Annotated in this window: 19 protein-coding genes and 1 pseudogene; 14 read left to right on the forward strand and 6 right to left on the reverse strand. The window is 72.5% G+C overall.

Annotation, left to right across the window (positions count from 1 at the left end; all coding sequences use genetic code 11):
- Positions 1 to 574 precede the first annotated feature (574 nt).
- The 14 genes from E6U81_RS17375 (at position 575) to E6U81_RS17445 (ending at position 15,726) form a co-directional block, all read left to right on the forward strand.
- Positions 575 to 778, forward strand: a complete 204-nt coding sequence (locus E6U81_RS17375; protein WP_136230976.1) for a cold-shock protein — start codon at positions 575 to 577, stop codon at positions 776 to 778.
- A 295-nt stretch (positions 779 to 1,073) separates the two neighbouring features.
- A complete protein-coding gene (locus tag E6U81_RS17380; protein WP_136230977.1) occupies positions 1,074 to 2,588 on the forward strand; it encodes a DEAD/DEAH box helicase in 1,515 nt (504 codons plus the stop codon).
- Positions 2,589 to 2,634: 46 nt separating this feature from the next.
- Positions 2,635 to 3,039, forward strand: a complete 405-nt coding sequence (locus E6U81_RS17385) for a CBS domain-containing protein (protein ID WP_136230978.1) — start codon at positions 2,635 to 2,637, stop codon at positions 3,037 to 3,039.
- 51 nt (positions 3,040 to 3,090) lie between these two features.
- Positions 3,091 to 3,402 (forward strand): SCO5918 family protein, encoded by a 312-nt coding sequence (locus tag E6U81_RS17390; protein WP_136230979.1) that lies wholly within the window; start codon positions 3,091 to 3,093, stop codon positions 3,400 to 3,402.
- Between the two features lie 800 nt (positions 3,403 to 4,202).
- Positions 4,203 to 4,541: a MerR family transcriptional regulator gene (locus tag E6U81_RS17395; protein ID WP_136230980.1), complete on the forward strand. Its 339-nt coding sequence runs from the start codon at positions 4,203 to 4,205 to the stop codon at positions 4,539 to 4,541.
- A 527-nt stretch (positions 4,542 to 5,068) separates the two neighbouring features.
- The gene (locus E6U81_RS17405) at positions 5,069 to 5,653 is read left to right on the forward strand and encodes a hypothetical protein (protein ID WP_136230981.1); all 585 of its coding nucleotides are present in this window, start codon (positions 5,069 to 5,071) and stop codon (positions 5,651 to 5,653) included.
- Between the two features lie 172 nt (positions 5,654 to 5,825).
- On the forward strand, positions 5,826 to 6,008 hold the full coding sequence (locus tag E6U81_RS17410; RefSeq protein ID WP_136230982.1) for a hypothetical protein: 183 nt from the start codon (positions 5,826 to 5,828) through the stop codon (positions 6,006 to 6,008).
- Positions 6,009 to 6,087: 79 nt separating this feature from the next.
- Positions 6,088 to 7,332 carry a lanthionine synthetase C family protein gene (locus E6U81_RS17415; protein WP_136230983.1) on the forward strand — a complete coding sequence of 415 codons (1,245 nt, stop codon included), beginning with the start codon at positions 6,088 to 6,090 and terminating at the stop codon, positions 7,330 to 7,332.
- Positions 7,333 to 7,386: 54 nt separating this feature from the next.
- A complete protein-coding gene (locus E6U81_RS17420) occupies positions 7,387 to 10,566 on the forward strand; it encodes a lantibiotic dehydratase (RefSeq protein WP_136230984.1) in 3,180 nt (1,059 codons plus the stop codon).
- Positions 10,563 to 12,464 (forward strand): ABC transporter ATP-binding protein, encoded by a 1,902-nt coding sequence (locus tag E6U81_RS17425; RefSeq protein WP_240803863.1) that lies wholly within the window; start codon positions 10,563 to 10,565, stop codon positions 12,462 to 12,464. Before E6U81_RS17420 ends, E6U81_RS17425 begins: the two co-directional genes overlap by 4 nt.
- Before the next feature lie 41 nt (positions 12,465 to 12,505).
- Positions 12,506 to 13,522 (forward strand): LLM class flavin-dependent oxidoreductase, encoded by a 1,017-nt coding sequence (locus E6U81_RS17430; RefSeq protein WP_136230985.1) that lies wholly within the window; start codon positions 12,506 to 12,508, stop codon positions 13,520 to 13,522.
- 90 nt (positions 13,523 to 13,612) lie between these two features.
- Positions 13,613 to 14,005, forward strand: coding sequence for a hypothetical protein (locus E6U81_RS17435; protein WP_136230986.1), 393 nt, complete (start codon positions 13,613 to 13,615; stop codon positions 14,003 to 14,005).
- Positions 14,006 to 14,163: 158 nt separating this feature from the next.
- Positions 14,164 to 14,841 (forward strand): response regulator transcription factor, encoded by a 678-nt coding sequence (locus E6U81_RS17440; protein WP_346766155.1) that lies wholly within the window; start codon positions 14,164 to 14,166, stop codon positions 14,839 to 14,841.
- A gap of 123 nt (positions 14,842 to 14,964) precedes the next feature.
- Entirely contained in the window at positions 14,965 to 15,726 is a 762-nt protein-coding gene (locus E6U81_RS17445; protein WP_136230988.1) for a class I SAM-dependent methyltransferase, read from the forward strand.
- A gap of 11 nt (positions 15,727 to 15,737) precedes the next feature.
- Here the strand turns inward: E6U81_RS17445 and E6U81_RS41925 are convergent.
- From E6U81_RS41925 to E6U81_RS17475, 6 genes and pseudogenes are all read right to left on the reverse strand, one after another.
- Positions 15,738 to 16,928: pseudogene (locus E6U81_RS41925) on the reverse strand (histidine kinase); the annotation flags it as partial.
- Between the two features lie 108 nt (positions 16,929 to 17,036).
- On the reverse strand, positions 17,037 to 17,513 hold the full coding sequence (locus tag E6U81_RS17455; RefSeq protein ID WP_136230990.1) for a cupin domain-containing protein: 477 nt from the start codon (positions 17,511 to 17,513) through the stop codon (positions 17,037 to 17,039).
- A 142-nt stretch (positions 17,514 to 17,655) separates the two neighbouring features.
- On the reverse strand, positions 17,656 to 18,933 hold the full coding sequence (locus E6U81_RS17460) for an MFS transporter (RefSeq protein ID WP_136230991.1): 1,278 nt from the start codon (positions 18,931 to 18,933) through the stop codon (positions 17,656 to 17,658).
- Positions 18,933 to 20,801 (reverse strand): phenylacetate--CoA ligase family protein, encoded by a 1,869-nt coding sequence (locus E6U81_RS17465; protein WP_240803864.1) that lies wholly within the window; start codon positions 20,799 to 20,801, stop codon positions 18,933 to 18,935. Before E6U81_RS17465 ends, E6U81_RS17460 begins: the two co-directional genes overlap by 1 nt.
- Positions 20,798 to 22,087 carry a PLP-dependent aminotransferase family protein gene (locus E6U81_RS17470; protein WP_240803865.1) on the reverse strand — a complete coding sequence of 430 codons (1,290 nt, stop codon included), beginning with the start codon at positions 22,085 to 22,087 and terminating at the stop codon, positions 20,798 to 20,800. Before E6U81_RS17470 ends, E6U81_RS17465 begins: the two co-directional genes overlap by 4 nt.
- Positions 22,087 to 22,665, reverse strand: a complete 579-nt coding sequence (locus E6U81_RS17475) for a hypothetical protein (RefSeq protein ID WP_206309956.1) — start codon at positions 22,663 to 22,665, stop codon at positions 22,087 to 22,089. The genes E6U81_RS17470 and E6U81_RS17475 overlap by 1 nt, the downstream gene beginning before the upstream one ends.
- Between the last annotated feature and the right edge of the window lie 15 nt (positions 22,666 to 22,680).

Consider the following 22,680-nt stretch of genomic DNA (forward strand, 5'->3'; position numbering starts at 1 on the left):
CTTCGAAGAAGGCCCAGGTCAGCGAGGGCCTTCTTCTGCGTGCCCAACTCGCCCTGCCGATGCCGGATCGGGCGTCCCGTTCCCGATGTCCTGCGCCCCGGCAGTACCCCTGCCGCGCGAATTCGCCTTCCCGGAGGGGCGGTTCGTCGGAGGCGACCGTGGTCGACCGAGGTCCGCGGCGGGTCCGGTCAGTCACCTTCCCGGCCGGCAGACGATCGGCGGCCGCACCATCGGGCGCTCACATCGCCGCTGACGGGACGCCCTATTCCGAAAAAACGCGGCACACGGGGGAATCAATACCTGTCCCCGCGGTCAGAGAATTTAACGGCCCCCGCAGGGAGAGTTTTTGCCTCAGCGCACGCGATGGACACATTAACGCGCACAAAACACTGCGGCGTGCTACTGTCGATCCCGGTTGCAGTTTTGGTACCCAAAAACTTCAAGCGCCCAGTCGGCCTCCGCGCCGCCTTCACGCGCTTCATATTTCCGGGCTATTTTCCGGCGGGGCATCATCGCGGCGACACGGTATCCGTACAGTACGGATTCCGGCGTACTGCCCCAAGGGAGATTCAACATGGCATCTGGCACCGTGAAGTGGTTCAACGCAGCCAAGGGATTCGGCTTCATCGAGCAGGACGGTGGCGGCGCGGACGTGTTCGCCCACTTCTCGAACATCGCCGCCCAAGGCTTCCGCGAGCTGGTGGAAGGCCAGAAGGTCACCTTCGACATCGCGCAGGGCCAGAAGGGTCCGACGGCCGAGAACATCGTTCCCGCCTGACACTGACGCGCATTTCGTAGCTGGGGCCCGCATCCCTCGGGGTGCGGGCCCCAGCTGCACGTCTTTCCCGCAGTGATGCCACCTGCGGGACGCAGCATGCAGGGTTCCAAGACCTTGATGTCCACACCCAGTCGTTTTCCGCGCCCGCGCCCGACTGACGCGACCTCGCCCCCCACAGAAATCCCTGCGGGGCAGATTCGCTTTCGCATTCCATTCGGTTCGTTCTTGCGATTCCCTGCGCCCAGTATTCGCTGCGGGAATTCCTTGATACGTGCCGTATCAAGGAGGGTTCTGAATGAACCGCACACGTACGAACACCCGTTCCTCCCGCGCCCGCAGCCGTAACGGCGGGCCCGTATTCGGCGCTGCCGGCGGTACGGAGCGGGGCAGCCGCTTCGGATCGTCCGCGCCCAGCCGCTCGGGCGGTTCGCGGCGCTCGGGCGGCTCCGGCCGACGGCCCTCGGCGGTACAGGGCGAGTTCGCCCTGCCGAAGACCATCACTCCCGCACTGCCCTCCGTCGAGACCTTCGGCGACCTCGACATGCCGGCCGAACTGCTGGCCGCCCTCGGCGTGCAGGGCGTGGCCGTACCCTTCCCGATCCAGGGCGCCACCCTGCCCAACACCCTCGCCGGTCGCGACGTCCTCGGCCGCGGACGCACCGGCTCCGGCAAGACCCTCGCCTTCGGTCTCGCGCTGCTGGCCCGCACCGCCGGGCAGCGTGCCGAGCCCCGTCAGCCGCTCGCGCTGGTCCTCGTACCGACCCGTGAGCTGGCCCAGCAGGTCACCGACGCCCTCACCCCCTACGCCCGCTCGGTCAAGCTGCGGCTGGCCACGGTCGTCGGCGGCATGCCCATCGGGCGGCAGGCCGGCGCGCTGCGCGGCGGGGCCGAGGTCGTCGTCGCCACGCCGGGACGGCTCAAGGACCTGATCGACCGCGGGGACTGCCGGCTCAACCAGGTGGCCATCACCGTCCTCGACGAAGCCGACCAGATGACGGACATGGGCTTCATGCCACAGGTCACCGCGCTCCTGGAGCAGGTACGTCCCGAGGGCCAGCGGATGCTGTTCTCCGCCACCCTGGACCGCAACGTCGACCTGCTGGTGCGCCGCTACCTGACCGACCCGGTCGTGCACTCGGTGGACCCGTCGGCGGGTGCGGTGACCTCGATGGAACACCACGTCCTGCACGTCCACGGCGCCGACAAGCAGCGGATGACGACGGAGATCGCGGCGCGTGAGGGCCGGGTGATGATGTTCCTGGACACCAAGCACGCCGTGGACCGCCTCACCCAGGACCTCCTCAACAGCGGGGTCCGCGCCGCCGCCCTCCACGGGGGCAAGTCCCAGCCGCAGCGGACCCGCACCCTGGCCCAGTTCAAGACCGGCCACGTCACCGTCCTGGTCGCCACCAACGTCGCCGCCCGCGGCATCCATGTCGACAACCTCGACCTCGTCGTGAACGTGGACCCGCCGACCGACCACAAGGACTACCTCCACCGTGGCGGGCGGACCGCCCGCGCGGGCGAGTCCGGCAGCGTCGTCACCCTGGTCACCAGCAACCAGCGCCGCGACATGACGCGCCTCATGGCCGCCGCCGGCATCGTCCCGCAGACCACCCAGGTCCGTTCCGGCGATGCAGCACTGCACCGCATCACCGGGGCCCAGGCCCCTTCCGGTGTCCCCGTGACCATCACGGCGCCGGTGTCCGAGCAGCCCAGGCGCAGCGCGGCCTCACGCGGTCGGCGCAGCCCCGGATCGGCTGCCCGGCGCGGCAGCGGGCGGCATGCGTCCCTCGGTGCGGCGGCCTGACCACCCCTTGATCAGAAGACTGACCCATCTCTGCAGGAGGCACATTGTGACGCTGGTCCGGATGCAGCCCCGCTCGGCAGGTGCCGGGCCTGCGGCCCCGACCGTGGAGAACGCCATGGTGGCGCCCGGGCCGCAGGTCTGTGATGACATGACGGTCGAGGTGGCCCTGTCCGTCATGGCCAGTGCCCGCATCGGACATCTGCTCGTCTGTGACAACGACGGCCTGTGCACCGGGCTGGTCACCCAGGCCCGGCTCGCCGCCGTCCGCGACGGTGACGCGTATACGGACCGGGTCCGGCTGCGTGACGTCCTCGGCGACCGCGGGCCGTTCGCCTCGCCCCTGACCATGGTGACCGAGGCCGAGCACGCGATGCGCTACCGCCGGCTCGACGCCCTGCCCGTCGTCGATGACCAGGGCGCCGCTCTCGGCGTCCTCGCCCTTGCCCGCTGAACGGCCTCACCGCGCGGTCGGACCATTCACCCCTTCTCCCTGTGAGGCATCATGCGCTGCGTCATCGCCCGCTTCCCGTTCGACCTGACCAAAAGCGGTGTCCTGGAAGCGATGAAGGGCATCAAGCCCGAGCAGACCGCCGGTGTGTCCGTGATCATCGGGCGCCGCACCTACCCCGTCAAACAGGTCGGCCAGGTGATCACCCGCCAGGACCGCCGTGACTTCAGCGCCGGTGAAGTCGTCCGGGCCATGACCCAGCTCGGGTTCACCTGCCGCGGCCTGCCCACGGCCACGGACCCCACGCGCGGCCTCAGCCCGCTCCAGAAGGCATCCCACATGCTCGGGCATCCCCTGAGCGTCTGACCGTTCGATCGACGGGCTCGGCGCGAGCCGACCCGTACACAGCCACGAGGGCCCGACCTGCACCTGCCGGTCGGGCCCTGCTGCGTACCCGGAGCCGATTACCTCACCGCCCGCCACGCGAAAATCTATGCCAGCCGGAGTAGACATTGGGATGCGTCGTGGTTATGGTTTCTCTCGTAGCCCAGAGAGACAGTGGGCCCGGCAGAGACGAACTGCCGGGCAGCGGTATCCGCAGTTGCAGTACGCAGGACGGTCCGGTGGTGGAGTTTCGAAGCCAGGTTTGTGCAGGACGGTGACGGGGCTGACGACCGGACCGGGTGGCCCGCAGTGATCAGGGGCCGCCTTGAGCAGTACCCAGCAGCGGAGTAGGGAGCAGTACCTCGGTGAAGGCGTCGGCTGCGGGCGCGCGCACCGGGAGGTTCGGCAGTGGGGTTCCAAGCCGGAGCAGATGCAGGACGGGCAACGGGGCTGGCTGCCGGAGGGTGGCGCCGACACGGGCCACCAGCAGTGCAAGCAGTACAGCAGTGAAGCAGTTGATCACCGAGGGAAGAACGGAGGAGTGCAGCACCATCAGGGATCGCCCGGGCTGAAGCCTGAGCCCGGGTACCGCAGGACATCGATAGCGAGGTGGTCTCCGGTCAAGCAACCGCGATCCCCGTATTCCCGGCAGCATTGTGGCCGGGTCGGCGGAAACAGAAGGCCGGCGCAGGACTGAGGCCGGCAGATGGTGTAGTAGTTCCTTCGGGGCCCTGGTGCTATAGGCACCAGGGCCCCTCCACGCGTTCCATGAGAGAGGTTCAATGACAGCAGACGATTCGTTCGGCCGTCTCGACGACGACGATTACCCCGCCTACACGATGGGCCGGGCCGCCGAAATGCTCGGCACCACCCAGGGCTTCCTCCGCGCGATCGGCGAAGCCCGCCTCATCACGCCGCTGCGCTCGGCGGGCGGACATCGCCGCTACTCCCGCTACCAGCTGCGCATCGCGGCCCGGGCCCGGGAACTCGTCGACCAGGGCACCCCCATCGAGGCCGCCTGCCGCATCATCATCCTCGAGGACCAGCTCGAGGAAGCCCAGCGCATCAACGCGGAATACCGCCGCGCCGCCGAATCGTCCGACCCGCCGGCGCCGGCCTGAGGCGAGCGTGCCGACGGCAGGTGACCGGTGCGGACGCCCGCCGCCGACTCGGTGTCGCGCTCGACCCGGCGGCCGGTGTTCAGCTCCCGGGGCGGTCCCGTCGATCCGTCCCGCGCGGGATCGAGGGTGACCGAGGTCCGGCGCAGAGCCGCCGGCTCCTCCGGGTGCGTCGGCCCGTGGGCCCAGCAGGAGACCATCAGCTCCTCGGCCCGCTCACTGCCCGCACCCCGGATGCGGCACGGGTGGCGACGGATCAGCCCGTCGTCCGCGGCCGTCCCCATGATCGCCTTCAGCAGCCGGCAGGACGCGGCTACCGTCGCACGACCGGCGGGCTGGGCACCGGACCTGCCTTCCTGCGAGGAGCAGCGGGCGGCTGTGAGCCCCCAGACCTCTTCGGCTCCGCCGATGGCGCCGGGTGAGCATGCCCCGAGTGGGGGGTCGGACCCGCCGATCGGCAGGGGTGCGGGGCCTCGCAATCCCCCCTCAGGTGTAGGAGGGGGGATCACAGGGCTGCCTAGTGTTCCCGTATGGAGCAGTTGAGCGAGTACCTGATGACGCAGAAGATCACCCCGCTGGTCAACCGATACGTGGTCACGGCGCCGGACGGGGCGGAGGTCCTCGCGTTCGCCGAGCAGAAACGGCTCGCGTTCAAGGAGGAACTGACCCTCTGGAACGGTGAGGACCGGACCCGGAAGCTCGGGGGGTTCAAGGCGCGGCAGGCCGTCGACCTCGGGGCCTCGTACGACGTCACCGGGCCCGACGGCGAGGTGGTCGGGGCCTTCCGCAAAGACTTCAAAGCCTCTCTCATACGGTCCACCTGGCACCTGACCCAGGGGGACGAGGCTGCCGCGGTCGGCAAGGAGCGGCGTCTCGGTGTCGCCCTCGCCCGGCGCGGGTGGGAGGTCCTCGACCTCGTCGTCCCGGTGATCCCCGTACCGCCCGTGCCGTTCGTCTACCACTTCGACTTCGTGCGGGAGGGACGGCCCGTCCTGTCCGTCGAACGGAAGTGGGGCATCCGGGACCGCTACGTCATCCGCGTCCAGGATCCCTCCCTCGACCGGGTCCTCGCCGTGTGCATGGCCGTGGGGCTGGACGCCCTCCAGTCGCGCTGACCCGCGGACCGGCGGACCCCTCCCCGCCGAACGGCCGGGAAAGAAAAGGAAATTCGGCGGGTTCCTCCGCCTCCTACCCGTCGGTAATTTCATTTCCGGGCCGCCACCGGAACGCCTCCCGGTGTTCCGTCACGGGGGTGGCTCCTTGTGTGAGATGAAAGGTGCAGTACCCATGGACGAGTTCCACATCGACGCCCGCGTGACCGTTTCCGCCGACCCGGCCGAGACGCAGCTGTCCCCGGCCGCGAGCATCGCCTCGCGCATCGTCAGCAAGGCGGTCGTCAAGCAGACGATCAAGCAGACGATCAAGATGACCGCGGCCTGCGCCGCCGTCCGCACGAACGGCAAGTGCTGACCACACCGTCCGTTCACATCGAGTGGTAGGTCCCCCGTCCGCAGTCGGACGGGGGCCGACCCCGAAACCTGGGCCGTACATGTCCGACGTAGCAGTTCTTCCGGCCGCCCTCGCCGCGCGCGCCGGCGCCGTGGCCGACCTGATCGGGGAGCGTCTGCACACACCGGCGCTCGCCGCCGCCGCGGCCGTGCGCGCCGCCCGGCAGACCGACATGTCCTTCTGGGCCGACGCCTCCCTCAGCGAGGGGCACGCAGGGCTCGCCCTCCTGCACCTGCAGGCCGCCCGCAGCGCGGCGGCGAACGGATCCGGCACGGGGAAAAAGGAATTCGATCGCGCCTCCGCATTCGTGCGGGCCGCTTTTTCCGCCACCCGGGAAATCCCGATGGAACATCCCGGCCTGTTCGACGGGACCGCCGGGCTCGCATTCGCCCTGCAGGACGTTGCCCGCGACGAGCCGCGCTTTCTTCCCAGTCTCGGCAGGCTGCACGACCAGCTCGCCCGGCAGGTGATCGCCACCGACTGGCCCAGGCTGCCCGGCGCCGTCGCCGATCACCACTACGACCTGGTGTACGGAGCCGCCGGGATCGCCGTCCAGCTGTGTTCCGCCTCACCCGTGACGCCGGTCGTCGAAGAGGCCCTCGACCGGTGCCTGCGCCACCTCGTGTGGGTCGCCACCGACGGGCACTGGGCCGTGGACGGCCGACTCGACACCGGCATGTCCCACGGCGCCGCCGGGATCACCGCCGCCCTCGCCACCGCCTGGCGCCGAGGCCGCCGGGTGCCGGGGCAGCGCGCCGCCCTGGACGAGCTGGCCACGTGGCTGCTGGACGCCGGCAGCGGCGGCGGACGCGGTCTGCGGTGGACCCGGACCGTACCGACCGACGACGGCGAAGCCGCACCCGCCTGGTGCCACGGCACCGGGGGCGTCGCCGCCGGGCTGCTGGCCGTGTCCCGGGCGACCGGCGACCGGGGCCTGGAGGAACAGGCGTTCGCCGCGCTGGACGGGTTGCTCGACCGGGTCTTCGCCGGGGACGTGCCGCGGTCGCCGACCGTGTGCCACGGCCTCGCCGGCCTGGCGGTACTGGCCCACGAATTCGCCGCCCACGGAAGCGGCGGGGCTGCCCGCGCCCTCCCGGACCTCGCCCGCCGGCTGGTGGACTCCGCCGACCCCGACCTGCCGCTCCTCTACCGCGACCACGAGACCACCGGGCACATCGTCGACAACCCCGGCCTCCTCACCGGCGCCGCCGGCGTCGCGCTCACCCTCCGCGCCCTCGCCACCGGCCACCGGCCCGGCTGGTGGAGCGTGCTGCTCCCCCAGTGACCGACCGTGCGTTGAACCGGCCGTGACCGCGACCCACAAGGACCCGACCCGCCCATGCTGCAGTACCACGCACTCGACTTCCACCTCCTGCGCGCACCGGCTCTGCCCGTCGACGTCTGGCGGGACGCCCTCGACGGCGGCGACCGCGACCGCACCCGCGGCCGGCTGAGCGCCCTCACCGACGACCCCCGCGTCCGGCACGGGCTCGTCGCCGCCGGAAGCGGGCTGCTCGACGGACTGGCGAAACTCGACGGGTCCGGCCGCGGCGCAGGCGCGGACACCGGCGGCAAGGAGGCCCGGCGGGTCCACTCGCGCGCCCTGCGCTACCTCACCCGGATGAGCACCCGTCCCACCCCCTTCGGCGCCTTCTCCGGTGTCGCCCTGGGCACGTTCGGCGACACCACCACCGCCCGCCTCGGCGCCACCGCTCTCGGCGACGCGCACGTGCGGACCGACATGGCCTGGCTGCTCGCCCTGGTCCAACACCTGGAGGCTGACCCGGAGGTCCTGAACCGGCTCGGTGTCTCCATGAACGCCATGGCCCACCGGGTGGGCGACCGGCTCGTCCTGCCCTCCTCCGGAGTGCACGGCGACCCCTCCGACCGCCGGGCGGTGCGCATTCGCCACACCGCTCCCGTCGACCGGATCCGAAGCCTCGCCCCGCCCGCCGCCCCCGTCCCCTACGCCGCCCTGGTCACGGAGCTGGTCTCGGCCTTCCCCGAGGCCGGCCGCGAGCGGATCAGCGCGTTCGTCGGCGAACTGCTCGGACTGGGGCTGCTCGTCACCGACCTGCGACCGCCCGTCACCGAACCGCGCCCCGAGGCATACGTTCTGGACCGCCTCACCGCCGCCGGCGCCGACCACCCCGCGGTGGCCGCACTCCGGGAGATCGTCGACCTGACCGGCCGGGCCCCGTACGGCGACACCGCCGCCCTGCAGCGGCTGCGCACCGCCCAGCGCGCCCTCGTCCCCGGCCACAAGGCCCAGCCCCTGCAGGTCGACTCCGCCCTCGACCTCACCGAGGGCGCCCTGAACCGCCGGGTCGCGGCCGAGGTCGCCGAAGCCGTCGGCTGCCTGGCCCGGCTGGGCCGTGCCGCACCCGGCGGCTACGACCACCTCGCCGCCTACCACCTGGCCTTCATGGAGCGGTACGGCACCGACGCCCTCGTCCCGGTCCTCGACCTGCTCGGCGCCGAACGCGGCCTGGACGCCCCCAACGGCTACCTCACGCCGCCGCGCGCCATGGTCATGAACCAGCACGGTGCGGAGGACGATCCGCACACGAGCCGGGCGCTCGTCGCCCTCGCCGCCGAAGCGTGGCGCCGCGGCAGCGACGAGGTCGAGCTGACCGACGAGGTGCTCAGCAGGCTGCTGCCCCCGCAGGGCCAGGAGGCCGGCCATCCCGGCCGCCCCGCCTGCCCGGGCATCGACGCGTACGTCCAGATCGCCGCCGACAGCCCCGAGGCCATCGACCGGGGCGACTGGCGGGCCGTCCTCAACAGCGACGGCCTCGGCGAGGGCGGCCGTACCTTCGGCCGGTTCTTCCACCTCCTCGGAGCGGACGCCACCGACCGCCTACGCGCCTACGCCCGCGCCCGCGAGGCCCTGGAGCCGGACGTCGTCGTCGCCGAGCTGGCGTACCTGCCCGCCAACGGCCGCGGCGCGAACGTGGCGATCCGGCCCGCGGTCCACGCCTACGAGATCCCCCTCAACGTCGCGCCCACGGCCGCTCCCGACCACGTCATCGGCCTCGCCGACATCCACGTGGGCGCCACCGACGAGGGCCTGCGCCTCTACTCGGCCCGGCTCGGGCGCGAACTGGTCGTGGTCCAGAACCACATGCTCAGCCCGTACGGCGCACCCAACGTCTGCCGCTTCCTCCTGGAGGTCTCCCGCAGCCGGTACGCCACCCCCTCCGGCTTCGGCTGGGGCCCCGTGGAGGGCGCCCCGCACCTGCCGCGCGTCGTGCGCGGCCGGGTCGTCGTGCGCCCCGCCGAGTGGAACCTGTACCCGGCCGGTGCGGCGCAGTCGTCCCCCGCGACGGCGGGGCCGGTCCCCGCGCCGCGCTCGGCGGACGACGTGGACCGCTGGCGCCGTTCCTGGGGGGTGCCCCGCCACGTCTACCTCGCCGACGACGACAACCGGCTGCTCCTCGACCTCGAACACCCGGTCTGCGTCGAGGAACTCCTCGCCGACCTGCGCACCGCCACCGGCCGGGTCACCCTCCAGGAGGCCCTGCCCGGCCCCGACGCGGCGTGGCTGAGGGACGGCTCGGGGCGCGGCCACCTCTCCGAGGTCGTGGTCCCGCTCATCGCATCCCCGGGAGAGGCGCCGCCGCAGGACCGTGCGCGCAGCACCGCGGAGCAGATCCGGCGCAAGGCCGCGCCCTCGGCGCACCCCGCCCATCTGCCCGGCTCCGCATGGTCGTACCTGAAGCTGTACGCGGCCCGGGAACTCCACGACGAGATCGCCGCCACCGAACTCCCCTCCCTGGTGGAACAGATGCGTGACGCGGACGCCGAACCCGACCGGTGGTTCTACATCCGGTACGCCGATCCCGACGCCCACCTGCGCATCCGGACCCGTACGGCGCCCGGTCCGGCGCTGCCCGCGCTGTTCGCCTGGGGCGAGGGGCTCGTACGGCGCGGCCTCGCCGAGCGCTTCGAAGTGGCCACGTACCACCCGGAGATCAGCCGCTACGGCGGCCCGGCCGTGTACGACCACCTCGAAGAACTCTTCGCCGCGAACTCGGCCGTCTCCTGCCGGCTGCTGCGCCTGGTCTGGGACAAGGAGCCCGGCCTGGAGCCCGAGGCCGTCGCCATCGCCGCCGTGGACGCGCTGTACGCGCAGTGGGGGCTCGGTATCCGCGAGCGGCTGGACGCCATGCCCCGGCCGGCGCAGGACGCGGAGGCCCGCGAGCGGTACCGGAAGGACCGCGACTACCTGTGCGAGCTGCTCCAGCCCTGGGAACGCCGCCCGCACCCGCTCGGCCGCGCCCACCACGAGCGGCTGGCCGCCGTCCTCGACGCGCAGGCCGCGGCCGTACGCCGCGCCGCCGCGGCCGTCGCCGAGGCGGAGGCCGCCGGGACGCTGTGGGGCACGCGGGACGCGATCCTGGCCAGCCTGGCGCACATGCAGGTGAACCGCCTGCTGCCGATCGACCGGCCCGCCGAGAACCGCTGCTACCTGGTGTGGGCGCACGTCCTGAACTGCCTGCGGGGGAGGCCCCAGTGAACGGTGGATCCACGACGACCGGGGTCCAGGACCAGGACCGGGACGGGGACGGGGGTGCCGCGTCGCGGGCGCCCCGGCTGCTCTCCCGGGACCTGGGCTACTGGTGGCTGGTGCTGCGCTCGTTCTGGGGGCTCAGCCCCCTGCGGGTGACTGCCCTGGCTGTGCTCACCCTGCTGACCAGCGCCGTTCCCGCCGCCGGAATCTGGCTCACCGCCGACGCGGTGCAGGCCGTCGCCGACGCCGTCGAGGGCGTTCCCGGGGCGGGGGACCGGCTCACCCGGGCGGCCGCCGGGATGGTCGCGGTGGCGGTCGCCGAGCACGTCCTGTCGTCGGTGGCGCAGTACCTGAACTCCCTGCTGCAGCTGGAGTTCAGCGCCAAGATCGGCGAGCAGGTCATGGTCAAGGGCACCCGCATGGACCTCAGCTCCTACGAGGACCCCGAGGCGTACGACCGGCTGCAGCGCGCCCTGCGCGAGAGCGGCGGCGGCACCGCCTTCGAGGTCTTCGAGGAGATGCTGCGCACGCTCACCTCGCTGGCGTCGCTCGTGATGGTCAGCTCGGTGCTGTTCTCCTGGAACGCCTGGCTCGCGGTCCTCATCCTGCTCGCCCCGGTGCCCGCGCTCGCCGCCCACATCGTGTTCAGCAAGGAGGCCTACGCCGTCGAGTACCACCGGGCCCAGGACCGCCGCCGTGCCTTCTACTACCAGGACCTGACGACGACGGACTCGTCCTACAAGGAGGTCAAGCTGTACCAGCTCGGCCCCTACCTGGTGGACCGCTACCGGGCGCTGGTCCAGGAGTTCTTCCGCGTGGACCGGGGGCTGGCGCGCCGGCGCCACGGCTGGTCGGCGGTACTGGGACTGGTCAGCGTGGCCGGCTCGGCCGGAGCGCTGGTCTTCGCGCTCCACTCGACCGTCTCGACGGGGCGCCTCGGCGAGCTGGCCGGGTACCTGCAGGCTCTCGGCGCCGTGCACGTGGCGGCCACCGGGCTGCTGCTCGGCGTGGCCACCCTGTACCAGAACACCCTCTTCACCGGGAACCTCTTCGACTACCTGTCCCTGCCGGAGGAGCGCATCACGGGCGGCACCCGGCCCTTCCCGTCCCGCCTCACCCACGGCATCGAGTTCCAGGACGTGACCTTCCACTACCCGGGTACCGAGACCGTCGCCCTGAACCGCTTCAGCTGCTTCATACCCGCCGGCACCTGCTGCGCGCTCGTCGGCGCGAACGGCGCCGGCAAGAGCACGATCGTCAAGCTGCTGACCCGGCTCTACGAGCCCACCGCGGGCCGCATCCTCATCGACGGTGTGCCCATCGAGGAGTACGAAACGGCCGACCTCCAGCGGAACATCGGCGTCGTCTTCCAGGACTTCATCCGCTACGAGATGCCGGTCCGCCACAACATCGGCTTCGGGCGCGTCGCGCAGCTCGACGACACCGACCGCATTCGCGCGGCCGCCGGCGCGAGCGGTGCCGCACCGTTCGTCGAACGGCTCGACGCCGCCTACGACACCGTGCTGGGCCGGCACTTCGAGGGCGGCCACCAGCTCTCCGGCGGGCAGTGGCAGAAGATCGCCCTGGCGCGGGCGTTCCTGCGGGACGCGCCGATCGCGATCCTGGACGAGCCGACCGCCGCGATCGACCCGGAGGCGGAGGCCGACATCTTCGGCCGCCTGCGCACCATCTGCTCCCGGGCCACGTCCCTGGTGGTCTCGCACCGGTTCTCGACCGTCCGGATCGCCGACAAGATCCTCGTGATGGACGGGGGCTCGCTCATCGAGGAGGGCACCCACGAGGACCTCCTGGCGCTCGGCGGAACGTACGCCCGGCTCTTCCGGCTGCAGGCCGACGCGTATGTGACGCCCCTGGGGACCGAGCCCGCACAGAGCCCGGTGTGACCCGCCCCGCCCCCCACCCGCCGCTTCCACGAAAGACGCCCATGACCACGAGCACCCCGCCGGCCCTGTCCCTGATGTATCCGTTGATGGCATCCGACCTCGACGAGCTGGCCGCCTTCGGCAGGACGGTCCAGGACCTGGATCTGGAGCGCCTGTACATGGGGCAGTCGCTGATCGTCGACACCCACCAGGCGTTCGCCCACCTCGCCGGGCGGGGCATCCGGGTCTCCCCCGGGACCAGCGTCGCCCTCACCGCGCTGCGCCATCCCCTGGACGCGGCCGTGCAGGCGCGGTCGCTGGCGCTGCTGACCGGGCGGCCGGTGGTCGCCGGAATCGGCGCCGGGGACCCGGACTTCGTGGCGGCACTGCGCGGGGAGCCGTACGAGAGCCCGCTCACGGCCGTCTCCGAGTATCTGACCGTGATGCGGCGGCTGCTGGACGGCGAGGCGGTGGAGGACTTCCGGGGGCGGTACGCACGGCTCGACAGCGGACCGCTGCCGGGGCCGCACCCGGCCGGCCCGCGGCCGGAGGTGTCCCTCGGCGTGGGCGTGCTGCGCCCGCGCATGGCGTACACGGCGGGGCAGGTCGCCGACGTGGCGATCACCCTGCTGACCCCCGCTTCCCATCTGAGGGAGCAGATCGTGCCCGCGCTGGCGCGGGGCGCCGCGTCCCGCGGGCGGGCGGTGCCCGGCGTGACGTCGATCGTGCCGTGTGCGGTGCGCCGGCCCGGCCGTGACCCCAGGAAGCTGGCGTTCGCGGCGCACGGACTGCATCTGAGCGGGGAGCACTACGCGGCCATGCTGCGGTCGGCGGGCCTCGACGTGGACGTGTCGGACCCCTGGGCGGGGGCGGGCGCGCTGGTCGAGGGGGGTGTGTTCGCGTACGGGACACCTGAGGAGGTGGCGGACCGGATCACCGGTTACGGTGACGCGGGGGCGACGGAGATCGCGCTGAGCTGTGCGGGGGTCCTGCTGACCGAGGGCCCCGAGGCAGCCCTGGCCGATGTACGGGCCATCGCCGAAGCGGTACGCGACCGGGCGGCGGCCCGCGTCCGGTGACCGCCCCGTGCGTGCCCGCACGTACGAGCAGGCGGACCGAGTCCGCACAAGTCGTCCACGATTCAACCCGGTTGAGGAGCGAACACTCACATGCTGCTGCTGGAACTCGCGCTGCATTCACTGATGGACCTGGTGCTGTGGATAGGGGGCAAGGGCCTCGACCGGGCCCGCTGCGCGCGCCGCGTCGCCGCGTTCCGGCGCGGTGAGCCGGTGACCCTGCGCTGCCGGTACCGTACGGGCGCCCGGCCCTCCGGGATGCAGCGCGGGAAGATCACCCTGCTCCGGTCCGGAGCGACCTTGGACGGGCCCGGCGCGGAGGGGCTGCGGCTGGCCGGACCGTGCGACGCCGCGACCGGCGGCGGGCGCGGTGGAACGGCTGTGACCTGCACCACCGTTGAGGGCGAGAAGGCCGAACTGCTGGTCCTCACCTGGGATTCCGCGATGGTCGCGATCATCAAGGAGTCGATCGACGCGGGGTCCTGAACGCCCGCGCGGACCGGTCGAGTCGGCTTTCCCAAGCGGTCCCCCGGATTCCCCCCACGTCCACCCCTGGACGTCAACTCTCTTTACCGAGTTGATACCTTGAATCAAGGTGCGGCCTAACGGGGTGGCCGCTCTAAGGGGGCGTGATGATCCGCGTAATGATTGTCGACGACGAAGTCCTGCTGCGCTCGTGCATGCAGCGCATTCTGGAGAGCGAACCGGACATCGACGTGCCGGTCGCCTGTGACGGACCGGCAGCGCTGGAGGCGATCGAGGCCCACCGGCCGGATGTCGTACTGCTCGACCTGCGCATGCCGGAGGTGAACGGGTTCGCCGTCCTGGCCGGCCTCGGCGCCCTGACGCATCCGCCGGCCGTGGCCATCCTGACGACGTTCCTGGCCGACGAGGACATCGCGGCCGCGCTGAGCTCCGGGGCCAAGGGCTTCCTGCTCAAGGACGCGACACCGCAGGAACTCGTGCACGCCGTAAGGGTGCTGGACTCCGGCGGAACGGTGCTGTCCCCGCAGGCGGCCCGCATCGTGGTGGACGGCTACCTCGGCAGCGGTCCGGACCACCACGGGCCGGACCGCCCGGACACCCGCCTGGACTCGCTCACCGACCGGGAGCACCAGGTGTTGGACCTGCTGGCGGAAGGCCTGACCAACGCCGACATCGGGCGCCGGCTCCTGCTGAGCGCGTCCACGACCAAAGAGCACGTCAGCGCCATCCTGGCCAAGCTGGGCCTGGCCAACCGCGTGCAGGCCGCCGTGGTCGCCCACCGCGCCGCGTCCGCTCCGGTCCGGCCCCGCCCGCCGACCCTGGCCGGCACCCGCTGAGGCACGGCCGAGGTCCACCGGGCCGAGGCCGGACGGCGGCGGGGCGGGGCCCTAACTCCACTGTCCCGAACACCCCTTGTCCCGACCGTGCCTCATGGCACCCCGTTTGGAGTGACACCCCGCATGACCCTCGGCAACGCGCTGTACGACCAGAAGCTGGCGAGCGTGTACGACCGCATGTACCCGATCGGCCACGACACGGAGCAGGCCGTCGCATTCGTCGCTTCGCTCACCCCGCCCGGCGGCAGCGTGCTCGAACTCGGCGTCGGCACCGGCCGGATCGCCGTCCCGCTGGCCGGGCTCGGATTCACCGTGCACGGCATCGACGGCTCCGAACCCATGCTCGCCGAGCTGCGCGCCCGGGACCCGGAAGGCCTGGTGACCACGCAGACCGGCGATTTCACGGAAGAGGGCACGGGGCGCACCTTCGACACCGTGACGCTGGTGCTGAACACGTTCTTCGTGGCGATCACCAAGGAGCAGCAGCTCGGCTGTCTGCGCCGGGTGCGGGAGCAGCTGGCGCCCGGCGGCCGGTTCGTGCTGGAGGCGTTCGACCCGGCGCCCTACCACCACATGGAGAAACCGGACCACTCGATGCGCCACCTCGACGAGCGGTCGGTCATGCTGGACACGCTGTCCGTGGACCGCTCCCAGCAGCTCATGCTGTCGACCCACACGATCATCGACGGCGGCGCACCGGAAACCCGCGAGCACCTGCTGCGCTATGCCTTCCCCTTCGAGATCGACCTGCTGGCCGAGCTGTCCGGGCTGCGGCTGGTGGAGCGCGCGGAGGACTGGGCGGGGACCCCGTACACCTCGTCCAGCCTGCGGCACGTGTCGGTGTACGAGCTGGACCCCGACTCCCCCTGGGCCCAGGTGCACTGAGCCAGCGGCAGTTCGGCACGGACGACGAAGCCGCCCTCCGGGGTGGCGCCCGCCCGGAAGGTGCCGTCGACCAGGGCGATGCGCTCGCTCAGGCCGGTCAGGCCGAAGCCGCCGGTGGGCGTACCGGTGGCGGGGCCGGCGGGCATGGCCTCCGGCCCGGGGCCGTTGCGGATCTCGACGACGAGGGTGGCGCCCGTGGCGGACGGGCCCACGGTGACGTCGATGGGGGCGCCGGGGGCGTACTTGCGGACGTTGGTGAGCGCCTCCTGGACGGTGCGGTAGGCGGCCCGCTCGACGGCCGGGAGGCAGCTGCGGCCGTCGGGGAGGCCGAGGTCGAGGTGGAGGACCGCGCCCAGGCGGGCGTCCCGGACCAGCGTGCGCAGGTTGGCCAGGCGGGCGGGGTCGCCGTCGTCGGCCCGGCCCGCGGCGTGGCGCAGGACTCCGACGATGTCGCGGAGTTCCGTCAGGGCGTCGGCGCTGTGGCGGCGTATCGTCTCGGCGTCCTCGCGGACCGTGTCGTCGGGCGCGGTGCTCCACAGGGCTCCGGCCTGGGCGGCGATGATCCCGAGCTGGTACGAGACGGTGTCGTGCATCTCGCGGGCCATGCGCGTGCGCTCTTGGGCGACGGCCCGCTCGGCCTCCAGGCGGCGGCCGTGCGCCTGTGACGCGGAAAGGTCGGCGAGGCGGGCGCGCAGCTCGGACCGGGTACGGGCCAAAAGGCCCAGGCCGGTGGGGCCGACACTGAACATGAGGGACACCTGGAGGACGAACAGGTGGTCGGCCCACGCCATCGGCGAGGCGTCGCCGGTGTTGCCGGACCACATGGTCGACCCGAAGAGGGCCAGCCCGGCGCCCAGGACCACGCGGCGGCGGGGGACGGCGGATGCCACCGTGAACATGGCGATCATGGGGGCCAGCCAGAGATGGCCGGTGGCCATGGACGGAAGGGTGGCCAGCAGAACCGTCACGGGGAACCTGCGCCGCAGCAGGAGGGCGAGCAGCGCCGGCGGGCACACCAGCGCGGAGGTGGTGTCGAGCTGGTCGTGGAGGGTGAGCAGTTCCAGGGCGGCCGCGGCGGTGACGAGTGCGTCGGCCGCACGGACCGTGCGGCGCCGGCCCGGGTGGGGCGGGCCCGGGTGGGGCGGGCCCGGGTGGGGCGGGCCGCCGGGAGCGGACGATGGGGCCGGTACGGGTCCGGGCATGGCCGTGCTCAAGTGGTGTGTCCCCCGTGTCTCGCAGGTGTGGCCTGCTGCGTTGTCCCTGGCAGTATCGCCGAGGGGGATGCGGGCCTCCTGACGCGGAGTCGGCGGTCAGGCGTGCTCGTCCGACGGCTGCCGGGTGGGCTGGACCGACCAGCTCGGCGGCTCGTCGTTGCCGGAGTCCTCGTCGCGCGCCGCGTCTGCGGCCGCCTGGTGGATCTTGCCCGACGCGTGGTGGACCGGCGCGTACACGGCGTACAACTGCAGGGGCACGTCACCGATGTTGGTGACGTTGTGCCAGGTGCCGGCGGGTACGAGGACCGCCCAGCCGTCCTCGACCTCCCGGTCGAAGTCGAGTCGGTCCTTCGCGCTGCCCATCTGGACCCGGCCCCGGCCCGCGTCGAGGCGTAGGAACTGGTCGGTCTCCGGGTGCGCCTCCAGGCCGATGTCCTCACCCACCGGGATCGACATCAGGGTGAGCTGCAGGTACTTCCCGGACCAGGCGACCGCGCGGTAGTCCGTGTTCTCGACCGTCGCCCCCTCCAGGTCGAAGCTCTGAGGTTCCGGCCCGATGTCCTTGATCGTCATGCCTGTCTCCCGGTCGTCGCGGTCCTGCGTCAGCGCACGTCAACCATGGCAGAGGCCGGGGCCGTTCCGGCCCCCACCACGCGGGGCGACGAACGCGGCAGGCCCAGGTCGGTGACCTGGGCCTGCCGGCGCGGCGGACGGGTCAGCCCACCGCGACCGCAGTCGGGGGCCGGGCCTCCCCCCGTACGGGTCCCGCCCCCGTTGCGGCAGTCTTCCGGGGCCGGTGGCGGCGCGCCACCACCAGGCCGCCCAGCGCGAAGAGCGCCATGGTCGCCGCCACGCTCCAGAACCCGGCGCCGAGCGAGCCAGCGGCGAAGTGGCCCACGACCGGCATGAGAGCCGCCGTCCCCAGGCCGATGGCGAGCAGCCGCAGTGACGCCATCTTGGCCTTGTCACCCTCGGCCGCGTACTGCTGGAGCGATGTCAACAGCCAGGTGAGGCTGTTGAGGTTGGCGAATCCCGCCAGGAAGAAGGCGGCGAAGTGGACCGCGCCCGACCCGCTCAGCGCCAGCATGGCGGCCGCCGCGCCCTGGCCGAGCAGCCACACGGGCAGCAGGCGCTGCGAGACGAGGTACCGGGTCAGGAACGAGGCGCCGATCATTCCGGCGGCGAAGGTGGCCTCCAGCGCCGCCACGTACCATCCCCGGCCCCCGTGGAACTCGGCAGTCAGGGGGATGACCAGGGTGCTCAGGCCCTGGGCGAAGACGAAGTCCCCGCCGCACAGCACGATCATGAGGAAGACGGTCCGGTCGTCCCGGTGGCGGACCAGCATCCGTCGCCACTCGCCCACGGTGCCCGCCACGGCCCGGCCCAGCCGGCGCGCGGAGACGGGCGGATTGCCCTCGTCCGCCGTCAGACGCATCCGGCTGACCGCGAGGGCGCAGCACAGCGACATCAGCACGTCGATCGTCAGGGCCTGCTCGGCGGTGCCCCAGGTCAGGATCAGGCCGAGGAGGGCCATCCCGCTCAGCGCCCCGGCCTGGAAGGCCACACCGATCATGCTGTTGAAGCGGGTGGCGTGGTCCGGATCCACGTGGTGCGCGGTCAGCTTGAACAGCGCCGACCGCTCGACGTTGTCGAAGACGGCCAGCAGCGCCGACGCCGCCACGATCCAGGGCACCGCGCCGGTGCCCGGCATCAGGGCCGCGACGCCGACGATCAGCGCGACGGTGCCCGCCCGGCCCAGCCCGCAGAGCGCGTACACCCGCTTGGAGTCGAGGGCGTCGACCAGCGGACCGCACACCGGCAGGACGCACAGGGCCGCCACGCCCTGGAGGGTCAGCACGAACGCGAAGGCGGCCGGGCTGCCGGTACGGCTGTACAGCAGCTGCCCCATGGCGAGCGTGTGGATGCCGACACCGACGCTGGAGAGGGTGATCACGCCCAGCATGGTGCGCGCGACCCGGTCGTTCCTGAGCATCACCGCACCCCTTCCAGCCGGCGGTCGATGACGTTCTTGACCTTGCCGCTGACCGTGTTGCGCGGCAGCCCGCCCTCCGCGAGGCAGTCGATCCTGAGCTCGTACGCGTCCAGCGCGGCGTCGAAGTCCTGGTAGCCGCCCAGCACCGCGAACTCCTCGACCAGCAGCTCCCGTACGGCTTCCGGGTCCGGCGGGCAGGGGGACTCGGTGCGCAGCGTCAGGATCTCCCGGCTGCCCTCGGTGGCCACCTCGATCTGGAGCTGCGAGACACCGAAGGGGGCGAGGGCGTCGAAGACCTCGCCGTACAGCACCGTTTCGCCCTTGAAGCGGACCAAACCGTCGGAGCGGCCCAGGTATTCCAGCACCCGGCCCGACACCCCGCAGTCGCAGCTGTGCTCGTAGGTGCGGCCCATGTCGCCGATGCGGTACCGGATCAGCGGGCCCTCGAACTTCTGCAGGCCCGTGACCAGCAGCTCGCCCGCGGCGCCCTCCGCGACCGGCCGGCCGGCCCCGTCCACGACCTCGATGAGGTTGTAGTCGTCGTTGACGTGGTGGACGGTCCCGCCGAGGAACCCGCACTGGTAGCCGAGCTGCGCACCGTCGTTCGCGGCGAGGATGCTGGAGACCACACGGGCCCCCAGCTCCTGGCGCAGCCAGGTCTTGTCGGTCTCGGTCATCGGGGTGCCGCCGTAGATCACCTTCTCGACGCGCAGCTCGGGGCGGCGCTTCTTGGCGTCGCGCAGCAGCGGCAGGATGAGGGCGGGCATCCCGAGGACGACGTTGGCGTCGAAGCTCCCGGTGAGCATCAGCAGATCGTCGACGGTCACGAACTGCGCGGTCGCGTACGACTCCACGGGCATCCGGGACAGCTCGCTGAACGTCGTGGTCAGCCCGCCGTACATGCCGCCGCCGAACAGCGTGTTGACGATGCGGTCGCCCGGTTCGAGTCCCAACGCGTACAGCACGGGAACGGCCTCGCGGACCATGTTCTCCCAGTCGGTGCGCGAGTAGACGATGTAGCGCGGCTCGCCGCTGGTGGCGCCCGAGCGCAGCACTTCGCCCGTGGCGGGGTCCCCGCTGCTCAGGTCGCGGCTCGCGGGCAGCGAGTGCGCCTCCAGGGCGGCCTTCTCCAGGACGGGGAGCCGGGTGAGGTCGCCGTCCCCGCTCGGGTCGGGCAGCTCCCGGTAGTACGGGGTGCGCCGGGCGCGCGCGACCAGGTAGCGCAGGCGCGCCGCCAGCCGGCCCGTGCGCTCGTCGCGGTCGTCGCTGCGGGCCCGGTCCAGGGAGACGCCCGGCAGGTGCCGGAGCCGGAACAGCCCCTGCGTCCAGGCGGCCCGGCAGTCCACGGCGAGGTCCGCGCCGGGCGGGAGCGCCGGCACCTCCAGCGGGTCCCCGGGCGCGGCGGCGCCCGGTCCGGTCACCTGTCCCGCCGGCAGCGGAACGCCGGCCCCGCGCAGCGCCGCCATGACCTGCTCCCACAGCTGCGGCCGTGCCGAGCGCAGGATCACCCGGTTGCCCAGGGCCCACGCGAGCAGCAGGCCGCGCAGGGTCGCCTCGGCCAGCCGGTCGTCGAGCACGACGGTGCCCACCGGGCTCAGCTCCAGGACGTCGTCGCTGTCGGTCAGCGGCTGCCACGGGTACTGGCAGACCCCGCCGAGCAGCCGGTCCAGCCCTTCGAAGAGCCGCCTGCTGTCGAAGCGGCGCAGCGGGTCGGCGACGCCGGCCTGCCGCAGCCCTGCGTCGAGCGTGGCGAGGGCGCCGGACGTGAGCGCGCGCTCGACGTGTTCGACGGCCAGCAGCAGGTCGGTGGGGTAGTGCCTCATGGTCATGTCCTCGTCGTAGGTATGGGTGGCTGCCGGACGTCTCACTGCCGTCTCCGTGCTTCCAGACGCCCGGTGATCACCGCGGCCAGTCGGCGGACGCCCTCGTCGATCTGCTCCGCCGACGGGTAGGAGAAGGAGAGCCGCAGGTGCCGGGCGCCCCGGCCGTCCGCGTAGAAGCCGGTGCCGGGGACGAACGCGACCCCCGCCGCCAGCGCGTGGGGCAGCAGTTCCCGGGAGTCCAGGCCCTCGGGGAGCGTCATCCAGATGAAGAAGCCGCCGTCGGGCACGGTCCACGACACTCCGGCGGGCATCGAGGCGGAGAGGGCGCGCAGCATGGCGTCGCGCCGGGCGCGGTAGCCCGCGCGGAAGCCGGCGAGGCGGTCCTGCCAGGGCTGGGTGCGCAGGTAGCGGTCCACCGTCAGCTGGGCGAGCGCCGAGTGGGAGAGCATCGCGCTCTCGGCGGCGAGCACCAGCTTGCGGGTGAGGGTGGCGGGCGCGTGGACCCAGCCCACCCGCAGGCCCGGCGCCAGCGTCTTGGAGAAGGACCCGAGGTAGACCACCCGCTCGGGGTCGTCGGCGCACAGGGCCCGCGACGGCGCGCCGTCGTAGTGCAGCAGGCCGTACGGGTTGTCCTCCACCACCACGACCCCGGCGCTGCGGCAGACCTCCAGGATCCGTGCGCGGCGGCCCGCCGGGAGGGTGGCGCCGGTGGGGTTCTGGAAGGTGGGCACGGTGTAGAAGAACTTCGCGGGCCGCCCCTCGGCCGCCAGCCGGCGCAGTGTCGCGGCCAGTTCGTCCGGGACCACGCCGGCGCGGTCCATGGCGACCTGCACCACGCGGGCGCCGGCGGCCTTGAAAGTACCGAGTGCGGTGACGTAGGTGGGGCCTTCGGCGACGACCGTGTCGCCCGGGTCGAGCAGAACCCGGACCAGCAGGTCCAGCCCCTGCTGGGAACCCACGGTGACCATGACGTCGTCCGGTCGGGCGGCGATCCCCTCGACCGCCATGACGGAGCAGATGCTTCCCCGCAGGCCCGGATCGCCCTGCGCCGCCCCGTACTGGAGCGCCGTCGGGCCGTGTTCGCGCACCACGTCGGCGACCGTCGCGGCCATGACCTCCTGCGGGAGGGCGCGGACGTCCGGCATGCCGCCGGCCAGCGAGACGATGCCGGGCAGGGCAGCCACGCTGAAGAGGGAGCGGACCTCGGAGGGCACCATGGCGTGGGCGCCGCGGGAGAAGTACCGCTCCCAGGGCACCGGCCCGCCGTCCGGCGCGGGCGGCCGCACCGTTCCCGCGGCCGGTTCCGCTGTCAGTTCCATGGTCGGGCGCATCACTGTCTCCTGGGGTGGGAAGGGCGGGTCTCGTCGCCCGCGGTGGCGTCGGTGGTCCCGGCCGACGTCAGGAGCCCCACCGTGTAGTCGCGCAGGACCCGGTCCTGCCGTGCGTGCAGCAGCGTCACGTCCCGGCGCGGGCCGTCCGGGTCGCGGGTGACCAGGCACGCGGCCTGCCGGCGCATCGCGTACGGCCGGACGGCCGTCCCGTGGAAGGCGGCCGGGTCCGCGCGGGCCAGCTCGGCCCACTCCTGCTGGCCCTCGCCCAGTGCCGTACGCGCCAGACCCAGCAGGTCGGAGGCGCACAGTCCGGGATGGAGGCCTGCCGGTTCGATCCCACCGGCGGTCGTGGTGAGGTCCACGCAGACGGGACCGTCACCGGGTCCGTGCGTCGCCAGCTGCGCCAGTGCCGTCTCGACGGCCCAGTCCTGCTCCGCCCCCCGGCGCGGGAGGAGGAGGGCGCCGGGGAACTCGCACACGTCCGCCGCGGTCCCCCGTACGCTCCAGATGGCGCAGATCCGGTGGGTGGAGCCGAGCGTCACGACGCTGATGTGCAGGCCGGTACGGACGTGTGCCATGGAACCCTCGCTCGC

Origin of the sequence: Streptomyces sp. A0592 (assembly GCF_004795115.1) — a bacterium.
In the GTDB taxonomy this organism is placed as follows: Bacteria; Actinomycetota; Actinomycetes; order Streptomycetales; family Streptomycetaceae; genus Streptomyces; species Streptomyces erythrochromogenes.

What these genes read in the sequence shown, in the direction of transcription:
- E6U81_RS17430 (WP_136230985.1), top strand. Translation starts at nt 12,506, where the DNA reads ATGACCACGAGCACCCCGCCGGCCCTGTCCCTGATGTATCCGTTGATG.
- E6U81_RS17395 (WP_136230980.1), top strand. Translation starts at nt 4,203, where the DNA reads ATGACAGCAGACGATTCGTTCGGCCGTCTCGACGACGACGATTACCCC.
- E6U81_RS17415 (WP_136230983.1), top strand. Translation starts at nt 6,088, where the DNA reads ATGTCCGACGTAGCAGTTCTTCCGGCCGCCCTCGCCGCGCGCGCCGGC.
- E6U81_RS17390 (WP_136230979.1), top strand. Translation starts at nt 3,091, where the DNA reads ATGCGCTGCGTCATCGCCCGCTTCCCGTTCGACCTGACCAAAAGCGGT.
- E6U81_RS17405 (WP_136230981.1), top strand. Translation starts at nt 5,069, where the DNA reads ATGGAGCAGTTGAGCGAGTACCTGATGACGCAGAAGATCACCCCGCTG.
- E6U81_RS17435 (WP_136230986.1), top strand. Translation starts at nt 13,613, where the DNA reads ATGCTGCTGCTGGAACTCGCGCTGCATTCACTGATGGACCTGGTGCTG.
- E6U81_RS17475 (WP_206309956.1), bottom strand. Translation starts at nt 22,665, where the DNA reads ATGGCACACGTCCGTACCGGCCTGCACATCAGCGTCGTGACGCTCGGC.
- E6U81_RS17380 (WP_136230977.1), top strand. Translation starts at nt 1,074, where the DNA reads ATGAACCGCACACGTACGAACACCCGTTCCTCCCGCGCCCGCAGCCGT.
- E6U81_RS17455 (WP_136230990.1), bottom strand. Translation starts at nt 17,513, where the DNA reads ATGACGATCAAGGACATCGGGCCGGAACCTCAGAGCTTCGACCTGGAG.
- E6U81_RS17440 (WP_346766155.1), top strand. Translation starts at nt 14,164, where the DNA reads ATGATTGTCGACGACGAAGTCCTGCTGCGCTCGTGCATGCAGCGCATT.
- E6U81_RS17410 (WP_136230982.1), top strand. Translation starts at nt 5,826, where the DNA reads ATGGACGAGTTCCACATCGACGCCCGCGTGACCGTTTCCGCCGACCCG.
- E6U81_RS17420 (WP_136230984.1), top strand. Translation starts at nt 7,387, where the DNA reads ATGCTGCAGTACCACGCACTCGACTTCCACCTCCTGCGCGCACCGGCT.
- E6U81_RS17375 (WP_136230976.1), top strand. Translation starts at nt 575, where the DNA reads ATGGCATCTGGCACCGTGAAGTGGTTCAACGCAGCCAAGGGATTCGGC.
- E6U81_RS17460 (WP_136230991.1), bottom strand. Translation starts at nt 18,933, where the DNA reads ATGCTCAGGAACGACCGGGTCGCGCGCACCATGCTGGGCGTGATCACC.
- E6U81_RS17470 (WP_240803865.1), bottom strand. Translation starts at nt 22,087, where the DNA reads ATGCGCCCGACCATGGAACTGACAGCGGAACCGGCCGCGGGAACGGTG.
- E6U81_RS17445 (WP_136230988.1), top strand. Translation starts at nt 14,965, where the DNA reads ATGACCCTCGGCAACGCGCTGTACGACCAGAAGCTGGCGAGCGTGTAC.